Source organism: Ruminococcus sp. NK3A76 (genome assembly GCF_000686125.1).
Classification (GTDB): domain Bacteria; phylum Bacillota; class Clostridia; order Oscillospirales; family Ruminococcaceae; genus NK3A76.
Window position 1 is genome coordinate 765,982 of the sequence record NZ_JMMA01000002.1, and the last position, 20,732, is coordinate 786,713.

17 protein-coding genes and 1 pseudogene are annotated in these 20,732 nt (G+C 46.7%); 7 read left to right on the forward strand and 11 right to left on the reverse strand.

Features of this window, described 5'->3' with window-relative positions:
• Window positions 1-126: 126 nt before the first annotated feature.
• Window positions 127-696, forward strand: coding sequence for a hypothetical protein (locus CD05_RS0103600; protein ID WP_156947283.1), 570 nt, complete (start codon window positions 127-129; stop codon window positions 694-696).
• An 8-nt stretch (window positions 697-704) separates the two neighbouring features.
• Complete coding sequence (locus CD05_RS0103605) at window positions 705-1,151, forward strand: hypothetical protein (protein ID WP_028509338.1); 447 nt, start codon at window positions 705-707, stop codon at window positions 1,149-1,151.
• 117 nt (window positions 1,152-1,268) lie between these two features.
• Here CD05_RS0103605 and CD05_RS17345 read toward each other — a convergent pair whose 3' ends face one another.
• The 4 genes and pseudogenes from CD05_RS17345 to CD05_RS21035 all read right to left on the reverse strand — a co-directional run.
• Entirely contained in the window at window positions 1,269-2,957 is a 1,689-nt protein-coding gene (locus tag CD05_RS17345; RefSeq protein ID WP_051588804.1) for a DUF4173 domain-containing protein, read from the reverse strand.
• A gap of 69 nt (window positions 2,958-3,026) precedes the next feature.
• Window positions 3,027-3,227: a helix-turn-helix transcriptional regulator gene (locus CD05_RS0103615; protein WP_028509339.1), complete on the reverse strand. Its 201-nt coding sequence runs from the start codon at window positions 3,225-3,227 to the stop codon at window positions 3,027-3,029.
• Window positions 3,228-3,240: 13 nt separating this feature from the next.
• The gene (locus CD05_RS0103620; RefSeq protein WP_028509340.1) at window positions 3,241-3,717 is read right to left on the reverse strand and encodes a DUF2975 domain-containing protein; all 477 of its coding nucleotides are present in this window, start codon (window positions 3,715-3,717) and stop codon (window positions 3,241-3,243) included.
• Between the two features lie 337 nt (window positions 3,718-4,054).
• Window positions 4,055-4,441, reverse strand: a pseudogene (locus CD05_RS21035) (histidine kinase dimerization/phospho-acceptor domain-containing protein); the annotation flags it as partial.
• Window positions 4,442-4,891: 450 nt separating this feature from the next.
• Here CD05_RS21035 and CD05_RS0103635 point away from each other — a divergent pair.
• Both CD05_RS0103635 and CD05_RS0103640 read left to right on the forward strand, forming a co-directional pair.
• Window positions 4,892-6,586, forward strand: coding sequence for a SulP family inorganic anion transporter (locus tag CD05_RS0103635; RefSeq protein ID WP_051588805.1), 1,695 nt, complete (start codon window positions 4,892-4,894; stop codon window positions 6,584-6,586).
• A gap of 241 nt (window positions 6,587-6,827) precedes the next feature.
• Window positions 6,828-8,393 (forward strand): hypothetical protein, encoded by a 1,566-nt coding sequence (locus tag CD05_RS0103640; protein WP_028509343.1) that lies wholly within the window; start codon window positions 6,828-6,830, stop codon window positions 8,391-8,393.
• Window positions 8,394-8,555: 162 nt separating this feature from the next.
• Here the strand turns inward: CD05_RS0103640 and CD05_RS0103645 are convergent, their stop codons facing one another.
• The gene (locus CD05_RS0103645) at window positions 8,556-9,560 is read right to left on the reverse strand and encodes a hypothetical protein (protein WP_028509344.1); all 1,005 of its coding nucleotides are present in this window, start codon (window positions 9,558-9,560) and stop codon (window positions 8,556-8,558) included.
• 244 nt (window positions 9,561-9,804) lie between these two features.
• Between CD05_RS0103645 and CD05_RS0103650 the strand changes: the two genes are divergently transcribed.
• A complete protein-coding gene (locus CD05_RS0103650) occupies window positions 9,805-12,096 on the forward strand; it encodes a hypothetical protein (protein WP_028509345.1) in 2,292 nt (763 codons plus the stop codon).
• Between the two features lie 341 nt (window positions 12,097-12,437).
• Here CD05_RS0103650 and CD05_RS0103655 read toward each other — a convergent pair whose 3' ends face one another.
• From CD05_RS0103655 to CD05_RS0103680, 6 genes are all read right to left on the reverse strand, one after another.
• Window positions 12,438-12,653 (reverse strand): hypothetical protein, encoded by a 216-nt coding sequence (locus CD05_RS0103655; protein WP_028509346.1) that lies wholly within the window; start codon window positions 12,651-12,653, stop codon window positions 12,438-12,440.
• A 51-nt stretch (window positions 12,654-12,704) separates the two neighbouring features.
• Window positions 12,705-14,921 carry a hypothetical protein gene (locus tag CD05_RS0103660; RefSeq protein WP_028509347.1) on the reverse strand — a complete coding sequence of 739 codons (2,217 nt, stop codon included), beginning with the start codon at window positions 14,919-14,921 and terminating at the stop codon, window positions 12,705-12,707.
• Window positions 14,922-15,027: 106 nt separating this feature from the next.
• Entirely contained in the window at window positions 15,028-16,350 is a 1,323-nt protein-coding gene (locus CD05_RS21040) for an HD domain-containing phosphohydrolase (RefSeq protein WP_051588806.1), read from the reverse strand.
• A 157-nt stretch (window positions 16,351-16,507) separates the two neighbouring features.
• Window positions 16,508-17,191: a hypothetical protein gene (locus CD05_RS0103670; RefSeq protein WP_028509348.1), complete on the reverse strand. Its 684-nt coding sequence runs from the start codon at window positions 17,189-17,191 to the stop codon at window positions 16,508-16,510.
• Between the two features lie 61 nt (window positions 17,192-17,252).
• Window positions 17,253-17,858: a response regulator gene (locus tag CD05_RS19465; protein WP_051588807.1), complete on the reverse strand. Its 606-nt coding sequence runs from the start codon at window positions 17,856-17,858 to the stop codon at window positions 17,253-17,255.
• Window positions 17,839-19,140, reverse strand: a complete 1,302-nt coding sequence (locus tag CD05_RS0103680) for a histidine kinase (protein WP_028509349.1) — start codon at window positions 19,138-19,140, stop codon at window positions 17,839-17,841. Before CD05_RS0103680 ends, CD05_RS19465 begins: the two co-directional genes overlap by 20 nt.
• A 558-nt stretch (window positions 19,141-19,698) precedes the next feature.
• Between CD05_RS0103680 and CD05_RS0103685 the strand changes: the two genes are divergently transcribed.
• Entirely contained in the window at window positions 19,699-20,169 is a 471-nt protein-coding gene (locus tag CD05_RS0103685; protein ID WP_037322785.1) for a sigma-70 family RNA polymerase sigma factor, read from the forward strand.
• An 83-nt stretch (window positions 20,170-20,252) separates the two neighbouring features.
• Window positions 20,253-20,654 (forward strand): Mbov_0395 family pilin-like conjugal transfer protein, encoded by a 402-nt coding sequence (locus CD05_RS20825; RefSeq protein WP_198021566.1) that lies wholly within the window; start codon window positions 20,253-20,255, stop codon window positions 20,652-20,654.
• Window positions 20,655-20,732: the final 78 nt, after the last annotated feature.

Here is a 20,732-nt window from a genome sequence, read left to right on the forward strand (position 1 = left end):
AAACTAAAAGCACTATGTTAAAGGATTTTGTAGACTGTTAATAATCTGACAGCCTTATCCAAATCTTCTGCGCTTAGAGGAGAATAGTACACGTTAACTCTTTGCTGCCTGTATGCAGTGATTGATATGTATAATACACTAAAGGAGATGAAAATTAAGAAAACCACAAAACACAAGCTGATGCAAAGGCTCACAGCGTTTAAAACTATGCTGTGTATGGTATTCACCATGCTGCCGATCAATGCCCTGGCGTTTAACCCTGACTGGTACAAAACCCATATAACGAGTGTATCTATCGGCAAGCCGACAACTGACTTAAACGGCAAGAAGTATCTCCATGTTACCGTCAATTTCTCGGCGGAGGAGGATATAGGCGACACTAATGCCGTGTATTTCCTTGAAGGCTATCTTCTGGCAACGCTTAAAAACGGTACAAAGGCAGAGGGCATTGTAGGCAACGGTATGACCCTTATGGGCCCGTTAAAGCCCGATGCACTTGACGGTGCAGGCGCAAATGCCTTTTCCTGGGTATGGACGCCGGGTCAGGGCTTGGATATGTGCAGCGGCAAGGGCGTGTTAAAATATAATATCCCCCTGCTTGATGGCAGCGCCACACAGACTGTTGAAAAAGCCCCTACACAGGTCAGCAGGAGGTCAACGGCCTTAAGGTCGGTGACCAGGTCTCCTTCAAGATAGAGACTGTTATGAACACAAATACCATTCCTGCCGACGTTCTCCCCGAGGGCGGCAGCCTTATGTCTGATGAGTTCACGGTCGTTATTGAAGATGTCAGCCAGTACCCCAAAGATATAACAACAAGCGGCGGTAGCTGCAAGCACGACGGCGAGAAGAGCTACTCCAAATATACTCCTGAACAGCATAAGGTGTATTGTAATAAGTGTGATCAAGAGATCGGAACAGAAGATCACGATTTCTCACAACATCTGACCGGCTATCAGGTGACCTACTCGACATCGAGCAAGTTCACAAAGGCTGCGACCAAGTCGGTCAATGTCAAGGGCACTTCAAAGGTGATAAGCAAGCTCACCAAGGGCAAGACCTATTACGTCAAGGTACGCACCTACAAGACAGTCGGCAAGACTAAGTATTACAGCGGATACAGCGCTGTAAAGAAAATAACGGTCAAATAATACTGATCATATGAGCTTAATGAATGTCAGACCCGTGTTTCTTTTAATACATATTGAGTTTACGACAAAAAAGCAAAAATCACCGCTGTTTCTTTTAAAACGGCGGTGATTTTTATGTCAGTCTATATTCGACCTGACCTTTAAAGCTGAAAGATTAAAGCTGTTGTATGCGCTGCGGTCGAGCTTGGTCTCGGCACGGTCTGCGAGGAATTCGCAGCCTGTTTTGTGATTGGAGTATATCTTCTTTTTGTCTGCGTTTATGTCGTCGTATTTCCGGTTTATAAGCTCACGGTACTGCGGCTCGGTTATAACAGCGGCAGCGTCGGCCGAGAGGTCGGTCATCTCAACTATGTCACGGAAGTTTATGGTGTTCTGGCAGTTTTCAAGATTGTATCTTGCAATGACAGCGTCGGGGCGTGAAAAGCACAGCACGGTGAACATCAGAGTGAACGTCACGGCAGCAGCCCTCACGATAGGGAAGCTGCTTCTGAACTGCCTTATGATGATGAAAACGAAGATAAAAGCTGTGAGAATCATGAACCATGTTGTGTAAACACGCAGCTGTGTAAGACCGTAGTTGCTGATGTACATTACCATCTTGCTTATTGCGGTGGCGGATATCAGCAGCGTGAAAACTGATATCACAACTGAGTAAACTTTCAGCGTCAGCGGCTTTTCCTCGCCGGTCTTTTTGGCGAAGAAGTTTATGAAGAATATCACGCCTGCGTTTATTAGCATTATCGCAAACAGCTCAAAGAAGCCTCTGCGTGCATATTCTGCATAGCTGTAGTTTTTGGGGAGCGTGTTATTGAATGCCGAGAGGAAGTAATTCGCCTGAGATATAAAAAACATCACATAAAGCAGGCAGATAGGCGTTACCGCCGAGTAGACTGCAATGTTTGTCACAAGACGTATTTTTCTGATCTTCGTCTCGCAGGCATCTTCGCTCAGGGCTGGTGTTTTCTCGGGGTGGGTGTGTGAATAGAGCATACCGAAAAGATATCCCGATACAGGCACAGTGACAGCTGTTTTCCATGCCAGCGAGAATGCATTGTTAACATTCACCATTTTTGCTATTGACCCGAGCATATTCTCGACACCCTTGTCGGCTGACATCAGTAAAACTGCAACAACGACTGTCAGCGGAACAGCAAACATCAGCCCTAAGAATATCGCCTTGAAATTCGTGCCTGTCTTTGTAGCCTTTACCGAGCTGTTTAAAGCATTGAATTCCTTGCCAAAGTGTGAGAAAGGGTTTTCTAAGGTGCATTTGAAAAACTCAAAGGGCGCAAACCTTCCGAACATCTCATTCCCGGTGGTAACAGAGTATACAAGATAAGCGCCGCCGAGAATCAGGAACACCACATCGAGCCCCTTGATAAACTCGTTTGCCGTTACAGAAAATGCGGCAGAGAATATCATCATGACAGCCAGCCATACCTTGTGCGATGCCTTGAAGGTATGCCCTGTCTTTTTCAGGAACACCGATATTGCCGTAAACAGCATCATGTAAAACATCGTAGTGAAAAACCCCGAGGTGTTCCACAGCACAAAGTGTACAAACATAAATGACAGCCCGGCAGATGCAAAAGCAAATATCTTTTCAGGGCGTGAGAACACCACCTGCTCCTGCGGCTTTGCGGTATACTGCGCATTGCCTGCGGCATACACCGCCTGCCCGTAATTGTATCCGGGAATGAGATTACTGTACTGCCCCTGCTGCACGTTTGCGTTTGCCTGATTTTCAGGCTGGGTATTCTGCCCGTTATTCGGCTGCTGCCCGTTATCTGGAGTATTTTCAAACATTGTTTACAGCTCCTTTATCTATCTTTGTCTGTTTTGTATAAGTCTTTCCGTTTTGTTGTCTTTTTCTTTTTATTCGTGTTCAAGAATATCTCCGGGCTGGCATTCAAGCACCTCGCATATCTTGTCGAGTGTCGAAAACCTGACTGCTTTGGCCTTGCCTGTCTTTAGTATCGAAAGGTTTGCAGCGGTTATACCGACTTTCTCTGCCAGCTCGTTAGAGGAGATCTTGCGTTTAGCCATCATAACATCTAAGTTCACGATAATTGCCATACGTCTGCCTCCTTTAAATGGTAAAGTCGTTTTCTGATTTGAGCTCTACGGCCTTTTCAAAAACGTTTTTCAGCACACGCATCACAAGCCCTAAAAACATTGCAAAAAACGATGCAAACAAAAACTCGCCCTTCCAGAGTGAAAAGAATGCAAAGGTCAGCCCTGCGAATACACAGCACCAGGATATCGCACGCAGACAAAGAGTGTTCTGCGGGATAAAGACCTCGTCCTTTGAGATGTTTGAAAGCAGCTTGTTAAGGGCTATCACGGCTATGATAGCAAATACATCGCATATGTATATCATCACCGTTACTGCGACAGAAACATTGCTGTGTATCAGTCCTTTGCCGACTGATATTGCAGCGAACCAGTCACCAATGATGTGCGCTGTGAACAGTATAACTATCAGCAGGCAGAAAAGCCCTAAAACAAGAAACCTTGAAAGTTTGAGTGATTTCATTTGCGACCAGCCAGTCAATTCATTTACCATAAGATATCCTCCATTTTTAAGGCAACACCGTACAGAGCCGTAAGGCGCTCCTTGTATGGTATTGCATTCTTGTCGACAATAAGCATCAGGTTTATCTCCCTCAGCCTGAATGTATTATAACACATCAAAATTCGTTTGTCAATACTTTTTTATCGAAAAACAATAAAAAATATTTGTAAATCGAAAATCTGATATCGTTTTTCAAGAATCACGCTCCCGCAAACGGCGTATCTGCGCAGGTCTACAAAAAAAGATGCCGTACTCCAGAATAAGAAGTACGGCACCTGTTTGCGGCTTAAATATTCGGTTTTATAGCTTCATCATGCGGTGTGGCGTAGAGCAGGTTCTCTACCATGCCTATCAGCCACATCGACTCGGAATATATGTCGGCATATATCTGCTGTCTTGCACTCTCTTCAAGTGTGCTGCCGCCTGTGATAAGCGTGCTTGCATTGCCTGAGATGGAAGTGAGCGGCGTGCGCAGGTCGTGCGAGATTGCACGCAGCGACCAGTAGGTAGCCGTGTCCTTGACTACGAGCCATGTCACACAGGTGGCAGATACGGCAGTGAACAGCGAATCCGAGAATGATGTCACGCAGCGCTCTCTTGACGAGAAGGGCAGCATGAGCAGCAGTCCCCCCACCAGTATCATTCCTAAGAAGCTGAGTATTATGACCTGGAAAGAGGTCAGTTTTTTTCGTTTGTGTTGCCTTAAGCAAGACATTACACCTCTGTCATTTTAATGATAGTATCATTATAGCATACAAGAAATAAATGTGCCGTTAAGAATACACAGGCGGCGTTAAGATTGTGTTAAGGTGAGGCGGTATATGGCTTTTTTATGTATTGTTTTAGTCATACTGCCCTAAAAATCCTTAACTATCGACACTGTTCATACTGAGAATTTGGGCAGTATGACAAAACGCCTGATATTTCAGCCTTGCCGCATCGCCGCATTTTTTATCTTCTTCGTATAGTAACATCTTACAAAATATCACTATAAGATTTGTGCATAATGCCTACGGCACGCTGACAATAACTTGCCTGATTATACAACTGTACGAAATATTTTTCGTAATAATTTGGTAATAGTTTTTCGCAAAATTTAGTTTATTAAAGTAGTATAATAGTATTTGTCGTTTGAAAATATATGATGGAATGGAGTAATCAGGTAATGTTTGCAAGTAATGTACACCGTGTAAAACCTACCGAAGAAAAACTAAAGCCGAAGCTGTTCTCAGTCATCAAGGGCTATACGCCGCAGCAGTTTGTAAAGGACCTGACAGCAGGCGTTATCGTCGCTATAATCGCACTTCCGCTCTCGATAGCACTTGCGCTCGCATCGGGCGTTAACCCCGAGCAGGGTCTTTATACTGCTATAGCAGCAGGCTTTATCGTAGCATTCCTTGGCGGCAGCCGTGTTCAGATAGCAGGCCCTACGGCGGCATTTGCAACGATAGTTGCCGGCATAGTCGCCTCAGAGGGTATGGACGGCCTTGTGATATCGACTATCATGGCCGGTATCATAATGATACTTATGGGCGTTTTCCGCTTCGGCAAGCTGATAAAATATATCCCCGGCACTATCACCGCAGGCTTTACCTTTGGCATAGCCGTGACTATCGTTATCGGCCAGATAAAGGATTTCCTGGGTCTTACATTTAAAAACGCCCCTATCGAGACAGTCGATAAGGTGACAGAGGTGGTAAGATGTGCTGACACATTCAACCCCTATGCGCTGCTTATAGGCGTTATCTCACTGGCGATACTTATCCTCTGGCCAAAGAAGCTCGAAAAGATACCTGCATCACTTATCGCAGTTATCGTATGCTCGGCAATAGTCAAGCTCTCGGATATGAATGTTAATACTATAGGCGACCTTTATACCATATCCTCTGAACCGCCGAAGTTCGCATTTCCTGCTGTCAGCTTTGCAAGGATAAAGGCGCTTATTTCCCCGGCATTTACTATCGCACTGTTAGCAGCCGTTGAGTCGCTGCTTTCCTGCGTTGTCGCTGACGGTATGATAGGCTCAAAGCACCGCTCGAATATGGAGCTTTTCGCTCAGGGTGCTGCAAATATAGGCTCGGCGCTTTTCGGCGGTATACCTGCTACAGGCGCTATCGCAAGAACAGCTGCCAATGTCAAGAACGGCGGCCGCACACCTGTTTCGGGCATAGTTCATTCGGTAGTCGTGCTGCTTATCCTTGTGCTGCTCATGCAGTTTGCAGCTATGATACCTATGCCGACTATCGCTGCTATACTGTTTATTGTCGCATACAATATGAGCGGCTGGAAAAACATCACCAACACCGTTAAAAAAGCCCCCAAGAGCGATATCGCAGTCCTGCTGACAACACTCGTGCTGACTGTCGTGTTCGACCTCGTTGCGGCAATAGGTGTCGGCATGGTCATGGCATCGCTGCTCTTTATGAAGCGTATGGCAGACGTTACCGAGGCTCACACATGGCTCGATGTCGATGATGAGGAGAGCGACCCTGATAATATCACCTTAAAGCGCATACCCGGCCGTACAAAGGTCTACGAGATAAACGGCCCGATGTTCTTTGCGGCATCTCAGAAGTTCGGCTATATGCTCGATGAGGAGGACACCGGCGTGCTCGTTATCAGAATGCGCAATGTCCCGGCTATTGATGCTTCCGGCGTGGCGGCGCTTGCCGACGTAGTTTCTCAGTGCAAGAAGCAGAACGTCAGAGTCGTGTTCTCACACGTCAACCCGCAGCCTATGGGCGCTATGAGAAAGGCAGGCCTTACCGAGACAGTCGGCGAGGAGAATTTCTGCGACCATATCGACACAGCTCTGCTGCGTGCTGAGAAGATAACCCTCTCAGAGCTTGAGAGCGCATGATACTAAGGCATATATGTCACTACACGGCAGATGTGCCTTTTTATACGATGTGTTGTATGCAACAAAATTTATGCTCTTAGTGAGTAAATTTTGTGAAAAAGGTAGTTTGTAAAAAATCGCTGCATTTTATGCACCCAAATGATCCTTCGCAGGGTATTACTTACGGAAAACGCAAAAACGTTTTCGTGAAAGTTAATAATATGGACGAAAAGTCCATTGTAATTTTAAGGAGGAATTTAAAATGAAAAGGATAATCTCAGGCGTGCTCGCAATGGCACTTGTATTAGGCGGTACGGCTGCGCTGCCGCAGGGGGCATTGTTTGGTGAGAGCGTGATAACCGCAAGCGCTGCTCAGGGCAATTATTACGGCTTTGACTACGGCACCTACAATGACGGCACCGTAGAGCTTCTTAGGTATAAAGAGGACAGTGACACAACTATCACTATACCCTCTGAGGTGGCAGGCAGCAACAAGATCTATTTCAGCCGTGAGCTGGTGTCATACTTAAACTATGAGACACCTGCGACCGCTCTGACCATCGGCCCGCAGATACGTGATTTTTCTTCCTACAACGTCACATATACCGATGCATTTGGCGTTATATATACCTACTATGACGGAGATAAGGGCGCTCACCCTTACATAATCCCGAACGGTATGCACGAGCTTACTGTTTCTGATGGTCTGGAAAATCTTCTGACCCTGAGCGGCACACCTATCGTGGCAGGACGCACAAATATTGAATACATTACTCTTCCTGCTGACTTAAAGGAGCTTGGCAGCTATTCTCTGTTCGGCCTGACAAATTTAAAGAGGATATCCTTCCCCAAGGAAAGCAAGCTCACACTTAAAGCTATCGAGGAGAGCCAGCTTGGCTACTACAAGAAGGGCTCAAGCTATGTAAAGAACACCAGCTTCGTTATCGAGTGCTACAAGGGCAGCGCTGCTGAGACATATGCAAAGCAGAACGGCTTCAAGTGCTGGATAGTAGATGCTGACGAGCAGGACGCATTCAACGGCCTTATCAACATCGCTGAAATGGATATCTCGACCCCCAAGGACAAGTATGTATGCACAGGCAAGCAGATAAAGCCTGCTATTATCATCAAGAACGGCTCAGATGTGCTCCAGGAGGACGCTGACTATACACTCGAATATCAGAAGAACATCTATGTAGGCCAGGGCACCGTTACGATCAAAGGCATGGGCGACTATTCCGGCAGCAAGGTGTTCACTTTCAGCATCATTCCCGCCAACGTTTCCGGCTTCAATGCTTTCGCTTACTCCAAGAGCGCAACAGAGCTCAGGTGGAACGCTGTAACAGGCGCAGATGGCTACATAATCTATAAGTATGACGACGCTGCAAAGACATACAAGCGTGCAGCTGTTATCGAGGGCGGCAAGGTGACACAGCACTTCTTCTGGGCACTCAAATCCGGCACTACATATAAGTATGCTATCAAGGCATTCGGCATTGCAGGCTCAAGCAAGGAAGTCACAAGTGCAAAGTACCCCACAGCAACAGTTTCCACAAAGCCTGACACAGTAAACTTCAAGCTCACATCTGCAAAGAAGACAGTCAAGATAACATGGGACAAGGTAAAGGGCGCTAAGGGCTATATCGTATACTACAAGACAAGCCCGAACGGCAAGTGGATAAAGCTCACAACAACAAACAAGACCACATTCAAGCAGACTGGCCTTAACAGAAACACAACATACTACTACACCGTAAAGGCATACCGCAAGGTAAACGGCGTTCAGTATAACGGCGGCTTCACAACAAAGTCGATAGCTACAAAGTAATCTAAACGGCGATATCCCCTAAAGAGCAGACAAGTTCTTTAGGGGATATTTTTTGTACAGATAAACAGAGCAGGGAACAGGGCAAAGAATAAGCACCGCATAGCTTTTTATCGCTGTGCAGTGCTTATCTTTTATGTTATAATTCTATAGGCTAAATCAATATCAGCTGTCAAAGTCGATGCTTGGTCTTAACACAGGGCCGTCAGGAACTAGTTCCTTATTTACCTGAGCTTCAATAAGCTGCTGCTTTGCGTATTCTGCTGCCATGTCTTCCTTGATAAGCTCCCGGCCTGCCTTGAACAGCTCGTCCTTTATCTGCTTTCCGCTGCCGTCTAATGCTTTGGCTTTCAGGATATTAAGCTCTTGTTCGCTGGTGATACCCATCATCATCTTATTGAAGTCGTCTCTTTCCTTTATCATATTGGCGCAGGACTTGACGTTTTCATCTGTCAGCATATTCTCTGTCAGAGCCTTTATCTCATCACCGGTCAGAGCTTCTCCGACACCCTCGTTTTCCATGTCCTCCATGCCGACTGCAAGGCTCTTGATGTTGTTGGATATGAGCTGTACTGCAAGGATATTCGCAATGCTGTCAGCCACATCTGCCTTCTTCTGAGCAAAGCTCCTGGGCTTCTGGGAAGATGTTGCGGTCTTATTGGGGTCTTGCGAGGATTCGTCCTTCCGGGCAGCTTCGCCCTCCTCGACGATAAGCTCCTTGTCTACCTTGCTGAGCTCGTTCTGGTAGACCTTTATCATATTGTCTTCCTCTTCGATATTCATATCCCTGACCTTCTGCTCGGCCAGCTTGTTTTCCTGATCTGACATAGCCTTAAGCACTTCCGGCAGGAACTTGTTGGTCATCTTTTTAACAGAATCAGCATAGGGGTGGCCGCCGTATCTTGATGCAAGATCCTGCATCTCCTGGAGATGCTTGACTATCACTATGTATTCGTAGGCGATAGCGTTCTTTGCCCTTTCACGCTCTTTTCTCTTGCGTTCTTCTTCATCAAGATAATTTGCAGTACACAGGTCTATCGTCGCATTCACCATCTGGGCGAGAGGCTTTATCTCGGCGTTCTCCTTGTTTTTCTGGATCTTTCTTAGCTCCTCGGCTATCTGCTTCTTTTCGATATCAATGGTTCGTTTTTTTTCAGCTTTTACAGGCATGACTTATCCCTCCGTTTTTGGAAATTGTATAAATTCTTGCTGTTTTTTGCGGCATTTAAAACTGCCTCTGTAGTATATACCCTTATTATCATCATTTGGGTGCATAAGTTGCCGATTATTTTGATAAAATATTCTTTTTTTGCCAAATCCGGAAATAATATTGTATATCCTGCACCCGATCAGAGCTTTTCAGGGTATTACTCATGAAAGCAAACTTAAGCACACCAAACAGGAGGGATACATTATGCCTAAGAAGAACGCACAGGAAGTACTTGAAGAAGTAATTGATTCACAGAGCTTTGATGAAGTAGCAGCCAAGATAAATGCTTACATAGTCGGCGGTGCAGACCCTGCAAATCAGGAGGATACTGAGATACAGGGCATCGGCAAGGTGTTTGACAGGCTGATACGCAAGGGCGATAATGACACACTTAAGCCTGAATCGCTCGACAGGATAACACGGCTGCATAACAGCTTAGTCGTGTACGGCGATAAGCTCAAGCTCCAGGCCGGCGAGAAGGTCGATCAGATAAAGGACAGGATAAGACGTGGTGAGGTGCCCGGCACGGAGTTTTTCCTTGCTGAGGACGATGAGAAGATAAACAACCTCGCAAATAATATATTCGTTGCAGAGAACCCTGAGCTTGTCAAGAAGATGAAGTCAAGCGCCGCTGCGACCGAGCTTTACAGAAAGCATTTAGAAAACTACAAATTCATCGGCGAGATGGAAAAAGTAGACGAGAACAACAACAGGCGCAAAGAGAATGTAAACATTCCGCTCATAGAATACCTCCAGGCGAAGACTGATGAGTTCGTGAACAAGAAGTTCGTAAACGACGAGCAGTTCAGAAAGCACGCAGCCAAGAGGGAAGAATACTTCGGCGTAAAGACTGAGATCGAGAATAAAAACGGCTTTGAGATAAACCCCGAATACAAGCCCGACGTACAGGGCGCAGAGCTTTTTTCAAAGCAGCCCGAGGAGATATCTGAGTTCATGGCCTGCTCTACAAAGGAAGACTACGAGGAGCAGAAGGAAGCCGCAGAGTTCAAGAAGGACGCCTGCGACAAGTACATTGACAACACAAATGTCCTTGCAAAGAATGCAAAGGCCATGCTCGAAGAGCTTGATGCTATACAGAGAACAGACGGCAAGGAAAACTCTGTAGAGTATGACAATATGCGCAAGGCTCTTGAAGCTGTCAGCAAGCTCGGCAAGCCCATGCAGCTTGAAAACGGCCAGGAGCAGATGCCTAAGTTTGTTCCGGCTGAGATAAATGCAGCTATTGACGAGCTCACAGCAGCAACTGAGGCTTATCAGAAGAAGAACGACGCTATATACAAGAAGAACGACTTTGGCAGGGAAAGACTCAATATGTCAAAGAGACTTCACAACCTCGCAGAGATAGCAAAGCCTGTTATGGATCCTAAGAAGTACGGTCTTGGCGAGTTTATCGCACTTGATGAGATAAAGGCCGAGCAGGACAAGAAGATAGAAAGGCTCGAAGCTGCAAGAGTAAAGAAGGGCTTTGATGAGCTCAAGCCGCATAAGAAGAAGGAGCTCACAGTAAACGAAAAGCTCATAAAGGCAAAGGAGCACGGTGAGGCTGCAAAGAACAACGTCATGGGCGGAAGCTCAGAGTACGACAAGGCCATAAGAAGCTACGACAAGCTCGTGGAAGCATACGAGATATTCAGTCTCGTAAAGGCTGACCCTGAAATGGACAACAACGTGCGCAGAGCAATGCTTGAAAAGGCAGACAAGGCGATCGCAAGCTCAAAGGCTGACCTTAACAAGTATATCACCCGCAAGAACAATAAGGGTCAGATACAGAAGGGCTCGACTGTTGACCTTAAGTCGCAGAAAAGAATAAATGCCGTAAACGAAGGCCTTGGCATAGTTAAAACTATCGAGAAGGAGATTTCGGAATACAAGGAGTCGCTCATCATTGCTGAGGAAGCCGCAGAGGCTGAGGAAGTTGTAAAGCTCGATGCAGACAACGCCGAGATAACCAAGATAAACAACTCCCATATCCAGAACGAGATAAAGACTCTCAGACAGGCTCACGCAGCCGAGGAAGAGGGCTCATTTATGAAGCTGTCAGCCAAGTATGCGATGAAGGGCTACAGTAAGCTGTACAATCTGATGAACGATGCTGCCGAGCGGCAACTAACAGCTGATGAAAAGAGCAAAGCACTTGGCGCAATGGCGACTGTTACCTACTACAGTATGCTTTGCGGCCTTGACAAGCAGCAGGTAAACCAGGCAAACCAGCCTGATAAGCGTTTTCTTGAACACCAGCTCATAGAATTCATGGATAAGCCTGAGTTTACAAGAGTTTTAGGCGACGGCAGTGAGATAACCCGTGAGCAGATAACTGATTTTCTCGCAGACCCGACAATGGTCAAGGACAAGATCATCGCCAACCGTGAGAAGGTCAGAGAGATAAACGCAAACGTCGATGCACAGCAGCAGAGACAGCAGAACCAGCCTCAGGTCGAGCTCAACAACAACAGAGGAGCGCTGGATATGAACTAAGCTATATACATGATTTTCTCCTATAGAGTTTTCCCGGTACGGCAATAGCTGTGCCGGGACTTTTGCTGTCTTTTTGACAACGGAAGCAGTGAACAGAGATCAGTGAATAGCGAATAGAGAAGTTTGAATAGTTAAGGCAACATCGCAATCTTTGTGCGGTGTTGCCTTAAGGTATCGGCTGCACCGATGTTATTATAGAGCATGGCAGCAGGGGAGTGTATCACATATCCTGATAGTGTGAGACAGCATACCGTAGCAGGTATAGTAAAGAGCCGCAGTATATACTAAAACGTCCGCAGGGGCTTTTCCTGCGGACGTTTGTGTATCGTATTATCAGGCTGTCAGAGCACCTTCTTGTTGTTCTTGACAGGCTTTGCGATCTCACGCTGCTGCTGTCTTGTCTTTTTAACAGGCTCGGCTGTCTTTCCGGCACGGCGTGCCCGTTCTTTTCCGAGAAGCCGGACAGTCTTGGCCATGTTATCGACTATCATTTCTTCAATCTTCGGTGTCTGCTCACCAAGACCCTTCAATGCTGCCTCTATCCTTTGTTCATTCATTTTTGTATACCCTCCGTAGTCAGGAATAAAGATCCCTGTCGTAAATGTGTCTTACAGCTTTTTGCCGCCGAGCTGTGCCTGGGGCTTGGGCTGTTCTGTAGTAATGGGCTTTGCCTTGGGCTCAAGAGCCTTTCTGGCAGATGCGAGCTTGGGAAGCAGCCTTTTGCCGCCGTCCTCCATTGCTGCGTTGTAAAGATCCCTGCGTGAATTCTTTTTAATCATATACTTAAAATCATCACGGTTCTGAAGATCTGCTGCCGTGTGCTTTACCATCTGGTTGAATTCCTTAACGGTCTTGTGGTTGAGCACCATTTTATGTGTCTTGTAGATATCAGCTACCATTTTGACAGCCATTACCTTTGCGATAGCGCCTGAAAGGTCAAAGCTGCCTTCATCGTGCTGAGTCTTAAGGTCGTTGACAGCCTCGTTGTAGGCCTTGCCTTCGTAGCTCTTGTCACTGAACTTCTGGCTGCTTACTCTTTTGGCCTCCTTGGCTCTGTCAACGTATTTTGATGTGCTGTTTAAGTCATATTCAGCCTGCTTTTCAAGAGCCATTATGTCGTCCATAATAAACTCCTTGGCAAGCTCCTCTATCCTTCTTGCTGCCCGGAAGCGTTCCTTGCCCATAGGCAATCTCGGCTCCCACTTGTTGTCGTACATATCAGCACCGGCCTGTGTCATTTTCTCGTTCTGATACTTGACACTTGCCTTGTATGCTTCAAGCAGAGCTTTTCTTACATTCGGGTCAGCCATTGCAGGCTCACCGACACCACGCAGCGAATTCTCGAATGCCTCAGTCTTCTCACGCAGGTCTATTATGCTCTGTGAATCCTTGTGGTTCCTCTGGAATATGTTTGCTGAACCGGGCTGTGTATTGAGCCCCTTTGTTATGCCTGCAAGCTCCTTTTTGGAAACTATGCCCGAGCTTAACAGCCTTACGTCCTTTCGGTAGGAATCCTTTATGGCGTTGAATTCAGCTGTCTTGCCTTCTGAGAGCTCTGCGGTCTTTTCGCTGTATATCTCGGAGTGGGGGAGCGTTTCAGCGCCGGTTACCCGGAACCGGAGATCAGTCTGGTTTATAGCCTTCACGACTGATGCCGGGTCTTTGGCGTTTAACAGCTGCTTGTAGAGCGGTGAATCCTTCATCTGCTCCTTGTAGTGTTCAAGCAGCTTTTCCTCGCCGTTATCCTCAGCAAGTATAACTTCTGAATGTGTTATATTGTGGTCTCTGTATTTGGTCCTTGCTTCGCCTTCTGAATTGGCGGCCACTCTGCCGTATGCCAGCTGAATATCGAGCGGCATTTTTTTGAAATCCTTCCCCTGCAGGTGGTTAAGCAGATTGTCAACATACTCTGTGCCTGACTGCGAAACGTTCTCCGGGTCAGAAATAATGTCGCTGTCAAGCCCTGCGAAGTCATCTACTGACGAAGCAAGGTCAGCGAATGTCTCCTCCTTTGAGATTATATCAAGGGCGTTGACATTAGCTACTGTCATGTTCGAGAGGTATTCTATTACCTGCTTTTCACGCTCAGCGCTGCCCGGCTCGGCGTAGTTCTCGATCATATCCTTTGCGGTCTTGTTAGCCTTTTCAAAGGCTTCGAGCTTCTTTGCGTTGCCCTTTATCCTCGCAAGATCTCTGGGCGAGAACATATCTTTTACGCCGAGGTCAGGGTCGTCCATAAACTTAAGTATAGTCTTGTAAAAGCCCTTAAGATATATTCCGCCGCCGCTGAGGTCGCTGTAGGACTGACCGCCTAAGTCGTCCTTTATATATTCGGCAATATTGCCGATAGCTTTCTTTACTCTTTCCTTGTCGCCGTTGTTGTATGCATCGAGGATCATCTTTGTCTCATATCTTGCCTTTGGCAGAACGTCTGAGAACGGCATCGTCCTCGAATCCTTCTTTATTATGTTGTCTGCAACGTATGTCTTGTTGAATGTATACGGATCCTTGCCCGATGTGGACGAGCTTGTAAGGATCTTGCCGATGTATTTTTTGTCCATGATAGTGCCCATAGCAACAAAGGCTATCATGTCATCGTCCATTCCCTCCACTTCGGGGAGGGTTATGGCATTGTACTGCTCAACAGCTGCATCGTCATACTGCTTTTTATTATCTTCCATCAGCTCGTTTGAGAGCTTGCCGTTCCTGCCGTAGCGATCAACAACATCTGAGAATACCCTTTTTGAAGTATTTATAGTCTCGTTAAGAGAGTTTATTTTTTTGAGTGCAGTTTCGTCTATAATTATATTTTCAGGATTTGGCATGATAACACTCTCCTTTTATAGATCGATGCTTTTTATCCCTCTGTAAGTAATACTCTGCCGTGCGGCAAACGGGTGCATGATTTATAAATATTTTTGAGGGATATTTTCAGCATTCTCTCATTCTGTATTCCTTGTCGCTGTCGATAAGCCTTAGCATTATCCTGCCAAACTCCGGATCAAACTGCGTGCCGAGCCCTTTTTCTATCTCCGAGCGGACTACCTCCTGCGGCAGCACGTCACGGTAGCTTCTCTTTGACGACATGGCGTCATATGCATCGGCAACTGCGATTATCCTCGCTATCTCGGGTATATCCTCACCGCCTAAGCCCTCGGGGTAGCCCTTGCCGTCGTATCTCTCGTGGTGGTAGTGAGCCCCGATACTCAGCTTCGGGAAGCTCGTTATCTTTGAAAGTATCCTGTTGCCCTGCACCGTGTGGGTCTTTATTGTGGCGTATTCATCATCGTCAAGGCGTGAGGTCTTGTTGATTATGTCGCCTGGCACACCTATCTTGCCGACATCGTGCAGCAGGGCGATAAAGTATATCTCCTTGCATTCCCTGACGCTCTTGCCGGCTTCTCTTGCTATCATCTCGGAATACTCAGCCACCCTTGCCGAATGGCCGCTCGTGTATTCGTCCTTTGCTTCGACTGCGTCAGCGAGCGCATAGGCAGTCTGCCCGAAGATTTTGCGCATGGTGTTCTGTTCCTGCTTCAAGTGTTCTATCTCACGCTCGTGAGCTGTCTGTATCATCAGGTTTAAGTCAGTCAGCACGAATATAAAGAGCACTATAGTCACGAGGGCTATTGCTATGTTCACTATCGAGATGCCGTAGGTGAACGCCTGCACTATTGCCGCCGCCGGCAGCGCCAATGTGAATATCAGCATGGATATACGCATGGTGATGCGCAGATTGCCAAAATAGTGTATTATCGCCGAGAGCTGTATCGCAAGTATGACTATAGGCACTATGTATGATACGAAGAAGCCCCCTGCACGGTGATAGGTGTTGCTGCTATCAAATGTGTATAAATACCCTGTGAACAGGTTTATAACTATAAGCAGCGCCCCGGCCGGTGCAAGCAGCTTTACAAGGCTCAGGCGTTTAGGCACCTTTTCAAGCCCTGCTTCGTTGATGCACAGGTCACACATATACTCATTGAACGTCGCAAGGATAACAGGGTATAGCACATACACCAGAAAATTGCTCACCCTGACCATTGTATGCGCTGTGCTGCCAGACTCGCCACGGTAGATGTATGCAAACCTGTCGGATATAAGCAGTATCATAGCTTCAAACTCTATCAGCACGAGTATCACACGCCTTTTGCGTGAGAGCGACATTGTCATCGCTGAAAATAGCGAAAGCACGCCGCACACAACGCACAGCGTAAGCATTATATCCAGCTGTTGTTCTTTGAAAGTTCCCATTTTAAAACTCCTGCATAACGCGCCTTAAGGCAGCACCGTTTTTTTCGGTACTGCCTGTAGGCGGAAGAAATTTATGTATTAAGGCAACACCGCACGACCATTGTGTGTCAGATGCGCCGTCCGAATTTTCGTCAGAATGCCCATTTTTGCCGCAGTTTTACTGGCGTAAAACAAGGTGAAATTGGGTATTATGACGGAAATTCGGCAAGCAGATGGCACACAAAGGCCAGAGCCGGTGGTCATGCGGTGTTGCCTTAAGCGTTTTTCCGATATCGGCTGTCTTGTCAAAGGTGTTCGACCTCTGAATGTTCTCGGCATAGTCGTCCTTTATCTTCTGGAAGCTCTCCTCACGCTGCTTTTCGTGATGAAGGTTCTGAATGAAATTGCCAAAGAACTGCTTGCAGCCGGTCTTGACAGCGTTATCGGCTATCCTGTTGAGCGCACCGACAGATGTGCCGCCGTAGTCCTGAACGGTCTCCTTGAAAGAGGGGCTGTTCATTATCTCCTCAGTATCGGTGTCAAAATCAGCATATGAAGGCTTTTCGGCATCACCCTTCATCAGGTGAGCTCTTGCGTTGATATACATGGCCATAGTTTTTAAAGTGCCTGTCTTTGCATCATCGCAGCTCATAGTCTCGAGCTTGCCCTGTGCATTTTTCATCAGGTCAACATATGTCTGCGGGTTCATGTAATCAAAGCCGGGGTCATACTCCTGCATTTCCTGCTCAGGCTCGTCCTGCTGCTTTTCCTCCTTGGTAGTGTAGTCTGGTTTTGCGTTTTCATAAGTAATACCCTCCGCACGCTGATATGGGTGCAGCGAATTTGCAGAAATATTGCACAAAATCAGCAGCCCCGAAGAACTGCTCATTTGTTAATTATTGTTATTTATTATACCTGAGCCTTTACTTGTGCTCTCCCTCCATGAGCTTTCCGGGGTCAACAGCCAGCACCTGTGCGAGCTTCATGAAAGTCACCACATCGGGCAGCCTCTTGCCGCTCTCCCAGCGTGATATCGTCTGAACTGTGACACCCATTTTGTCTTTCAGCTCGTCACGGGTCATGCCACGCTCCTCACGGAACTTGGCTATACGCTTGCCGATAAGGGCGTTGCCTGACATCTCCTGCTCTATCATGTCATCGGTTATCTTTGACACAGGGTGACGCAGGTTGTTCAGCGCATCACGCAGCATCTCGCCCCTGATAGGCTTTAAAAGGAATGCGCTCGCATAGGTCTTGTAGCTTTCGAGTGCAAAGTCTGCAAAGCCTGTTATGTATATGATGTTGAGCCTTGGCTTTTTTGCAAGCAGCTGACGGGCAAGCTCAATGCCTGAGATGCCCGGCATATCTATGTCCATTATAGCGACATCGAAGTCGTATTCATCAAAAAGCGGCACCACATGCTCGGGGTCGCTCGTGCCTATGCACATGGCATCAGGTACTATGCGGCTCAGCTCGTCAAGAAGGTCGTCAACTATGAGCCTGTGGTCGTCAGCTATCAGTATTTTCATTTTCGTCACCATTTTCAGTTTTATTGTCGGGGATAGTTATAACAACAGTCGTCCCGTGGTCGGTTATGTTCATTTCGAGCTCACCGCCGCAGAGCACTTCAAGGCGCTTGCGGGTGTTCTCTATGCCGATGCCTGTGTGTATCGGCTTGTTTGCGTCCTTGGTCTTCTTTGCCGAGCCGTTGTCGGATATGCGTATCAGCACGCAGCCGTTGCCCTTCTCGGTGATAATGGATATCCTGCCGTTGTCGTGGCTGATGCCGTGATTCACGGCGTTTTCAACTATCGGCTCAAGCGAGAGGGGAGGTATGTCAAAATCCGTCACAGGCGTGTCGTAGAATACTATAAGGTCTCTCGAACTGTCCGCCTGCACCAGCGAGAGATAGACCTTGACGTTGTAAAGCTCCTTCTCAAAGGGCACCGGCGAGTCGGTCTGTATAGCGCCGATGTGGGCTTTTAAGTAGTCTGAGAAGTTGTCGATGCACTCAACAGCCCGGTAGCCGTCACGCTTTGCAAGCGAGCGGATAATGGCAAGGCAGTTGTATATAAAGTGCGGCTGTATCTGATTTCGCAAGATCAGCATCTTGTCCTGGGATATTCGCAGGTCTCTCTGCGATATGGCATCACGCATCTCACGCTGGTAAACAACGCACAGATAAGCGTAGTATTCAAACATACACAGCGCCGTGATGTCGTTTGAGTGCCCTGAGAGGATGTTCTGATATTCCACATAGGCCACGATGAGCGTCTGAATGATTATCGCAAAGATTATGATGCTGCGTTTTGAGTTTTTCTTGAAATACCTTATCGAATAGATAGCCAGAAACAGCACATAGAAAAGCTGCGAGAAGTAGACCGATGTGCCTAAAGGCCCTCTGTGCCAGAATAGGTCCTGGTCGGTGTAGAATGCTATGTGGCTGCCTGTAAAGGCCGTGGAGTAGACAACCGTGTTTACCGCCGCCGGTATCGCAAAAAGTGCCTTGTACCGCCAGCCGGGGAGGATTATCAGAAGCTCTGTGAATATTATAAAAGGCCTTATGATGTAGCTCATGGCACTTGCCGCAGTTTTTATGCTTATCTGCGTTGATTTGGAAAACGGCAGAGCCTGTATTGTTGCCATGTCGTTAAGCCAGTCTGATATAATGACCGCAAAAAGCAGTGCTATGCTCAGAAAAAACAGGTCTGATGCCGGCAGCTTCGAGTCACGGTTCATGACGATAACTGCTATAAGACCTGACAGTATCATCAGGGTCATGAAATTTGTTGTTAAAAAGCTAAGTATCACCGGCGGCTTCCTCCTTTGTATGTTGTGTGTGAACGTCGGCTTTACGTCGGCATACCGTTTATGCCGCATACATAATTTATTATAACATAATTTGTTCTGCAAGTCATTTCTTGGCGGGAAAATGTATACAACTTTGTGAATAATGTACATTGCATAGCGCAAAACTACCGTGTCAATAGTCAGAGTATACAAATTTGTCTGTACCGGCTTTACACCTGCAACTTTTGGGCTTATTCTGGTGGTATTTATTACAGAAAACGCAGCAAAATATCAACCATTTTGCAGGCAAAAGCTGGAAGGAGCGGTGATAAAAAAGTGCTATTTAAGTCAAAAATATGAATTTATACTGCAAATATGTGTATGGCCGATAAATTGACAAGTGATATCTTGTAGAATATTAACAAAGAATGTCGATGTACCAGTATGGTAATTTACTTTTAGGGCGATATATATTATAATTATGGTATAGGAACACAAGGTTCTTATATACATAGGCCAGAGGGTGTATAAATTTTTGAAATAGTATGCACCCGATACACGACGCTGAGGGTATTACTTATGAATGACGAAGAGATAGTAAGAAAGTACAGCGATATGATATATGGCGTTGCTATGAGATACGTCAGGAACAGGACAGATGCCGATGATGTTTATTCGGATGTGTTCTACAGGTATTTCAGAAGGGTAAGGGAGTTTGACAGCGAGGAGCACCGCAAGGCGTGGCTGCTTCGTGTAACAGTCAACAGCTCGAAGGAGTTCCTTATCAAGCGCAAGTACGGCGAGGAACTCAATGACGATATGTTCGGCAGCGAGACTCTCTACGGAACTACCGAGGCCAGCGCTGAGGATATCATTGCTGTAAGAGATGCACTTAAAAAGCTCGATGAGGATCACCGTGAGGTCATAGAGCTATATTACTTCAGCGGGCTTTCTGTCAGCGAGATAGGGCAGATGCTGCAAAGGTCAGTCAACACTGTCAAGTCGCAGCTGCTCCGTGGTAGAAACAGGCTAAAGGAGATACTCGCTTAGTTCAACACGTTGACAGCCGTTTACAGCAAACGGTGTATATAAACCTTGTTAATTAATAATGCTAATATTAGGAGGGCATAATTATGAAGAATTCAGTAAAGAGAAAGATGATGCTTATGTCAGCAAAGGCTATGGGTGCCGTTGCTGCAGCACAGATGACGATGCTCACAGCTTTTGCTGACAGCAGCTCGTCCAAGACAAATGATCCCGATGCAAACCTTGGAAAGGTAACAGAGCCTATCATAGGCCTTGTAAATCAGGTGCTCAACGTACTTATACCGCTTATCGCAGCAGTAGGCGCAGTATTCTGCATCAGCCTCGGCCTTAAGTACGCAAGAGCAGAGGAGCCGCAGGAAAGAGAAAAGGCAAAGCAGCACCTTAAGAGCGCTATCATAGGCTTCGTGCTTATCTTCGTTCTCGTTGTTGCACTTCGTCTCTCCGCAGAGCCTCTTACAGACTGGATGAATTCCGCATCTGATAAGTGATCTGACATAAAGACAGGTCATTTCGATCACAGACACTATCCGCCCCGTTATCGGGGCGGCTTATGTAAAGGACGATAA

Excerpts from the sequence above, each read along its gene's own strand:
- CD05_RS0103600 (WP_156947283.1), top strand. The coding sequence starts at position 127 with ATGTATAATACACTAAAGGAGATGAAAATTAAGAAAACCACAAAACAC.
- CD05_RS0103605 (WP_028509338.1), top strand. The coding sequence starts at position 705 with ATGAACACAAATACCATTCCTGCCGACGTTCTCCCCGAGGGCGGCAGC.
- CD05_RS17345 (WP_051588804.1), bottom strand. The coding sequence starts at position 2,957 with ATGTTTGAAAATACTCCAGATAACGGGCAGCAGCCGAATAACGGGCAG.
- CD05_RS0103615 (WP_028509339.1), bottom strand. The coding sequence starts at position 3,227 with ATGGCAATTATCGTGAACTTAGATGTTATGATGGCTAAACGCAAGATC.
- CD05_RS0103620 (WP_028509340.1), bottom strand. The coding sequence starts at position 3,717 with ATGGTAAATGAATTGACTGGCTGGTCGCAAATGAAATCACTCAAACTT.
- CD05_RS0103635 (WP_051588805.1), top strand. The coding sequence starts at position 4,892 with ATGTTTGCAAGTAATGTACACCGTGTAAAACCTACCGAAGAAAAACTA.
- CD05_RS0103640 (WP_028509343.1), top strand. The coding sequence starts at position 6,828 with ATGAAAAGGATAATCTCAGGCGTGCTCGCAATGGCACTTGTATTAGGC.
- CD05_RS0103645 (WP_028509344.1), bottom strand. The coding sequence starts at position 9,560 with ATGCCTGTAAAAGCTGAAAAAAAACGAACCATTGATATCGAAAAGAAG.
- CD05_RS0103650 (WP_028509345.1), top strand. The coding sequence starts at position 9,805 with ATGCCTAAGAAGAACGCACAGGAAGTACTTGAAGAAGTAATTGATTCA.
- CD05_RS0103655 (WP_028509346.1), bottom strand. The coding sequence starts at position 12,653 with ATGAATGAACAAAGGATAGAGGCAGCATTGAAGGGTCTTGGTGAGCAG.
- CD05_RS0103660 (WP_028509347.1), bottom strand. The coding sequence starts at position 14,921 with ATGCCAAATCCTGAAAATATAATTATAGACGAAACTGCACTCAAAAAA.
- CD05_RS21040 (WP_051588806.1), bottom strand. The coding sequence starts at position 16,350 with ATGGGAACTTTCAAAGAACAACAGCTGGATATAATGCTTACGCTGTGC.
- CD05_RS19465 (WP_051588807.1), bottom strand. The coding sequence starts at position 17,858 with ATGAAAATACTGATAGCTGACGACCACAGGCTCATAGTTGACGACCTT.
- CD05_RS0103685 (WP_037322785.1), top strand. The coding sequence starts at position 19,699 with ATGAATGACGAAGAGATAGTAAGAAAGTACAGCGATATGATATATGGC.
- CD05_RS20825 (WP_198021566.1), top strand. The coding sequence starts at position 20,253 with ATGAAGAATTCAGTAAAGAGAAAGATGATGCTTATGTCAGCAAAGGCT.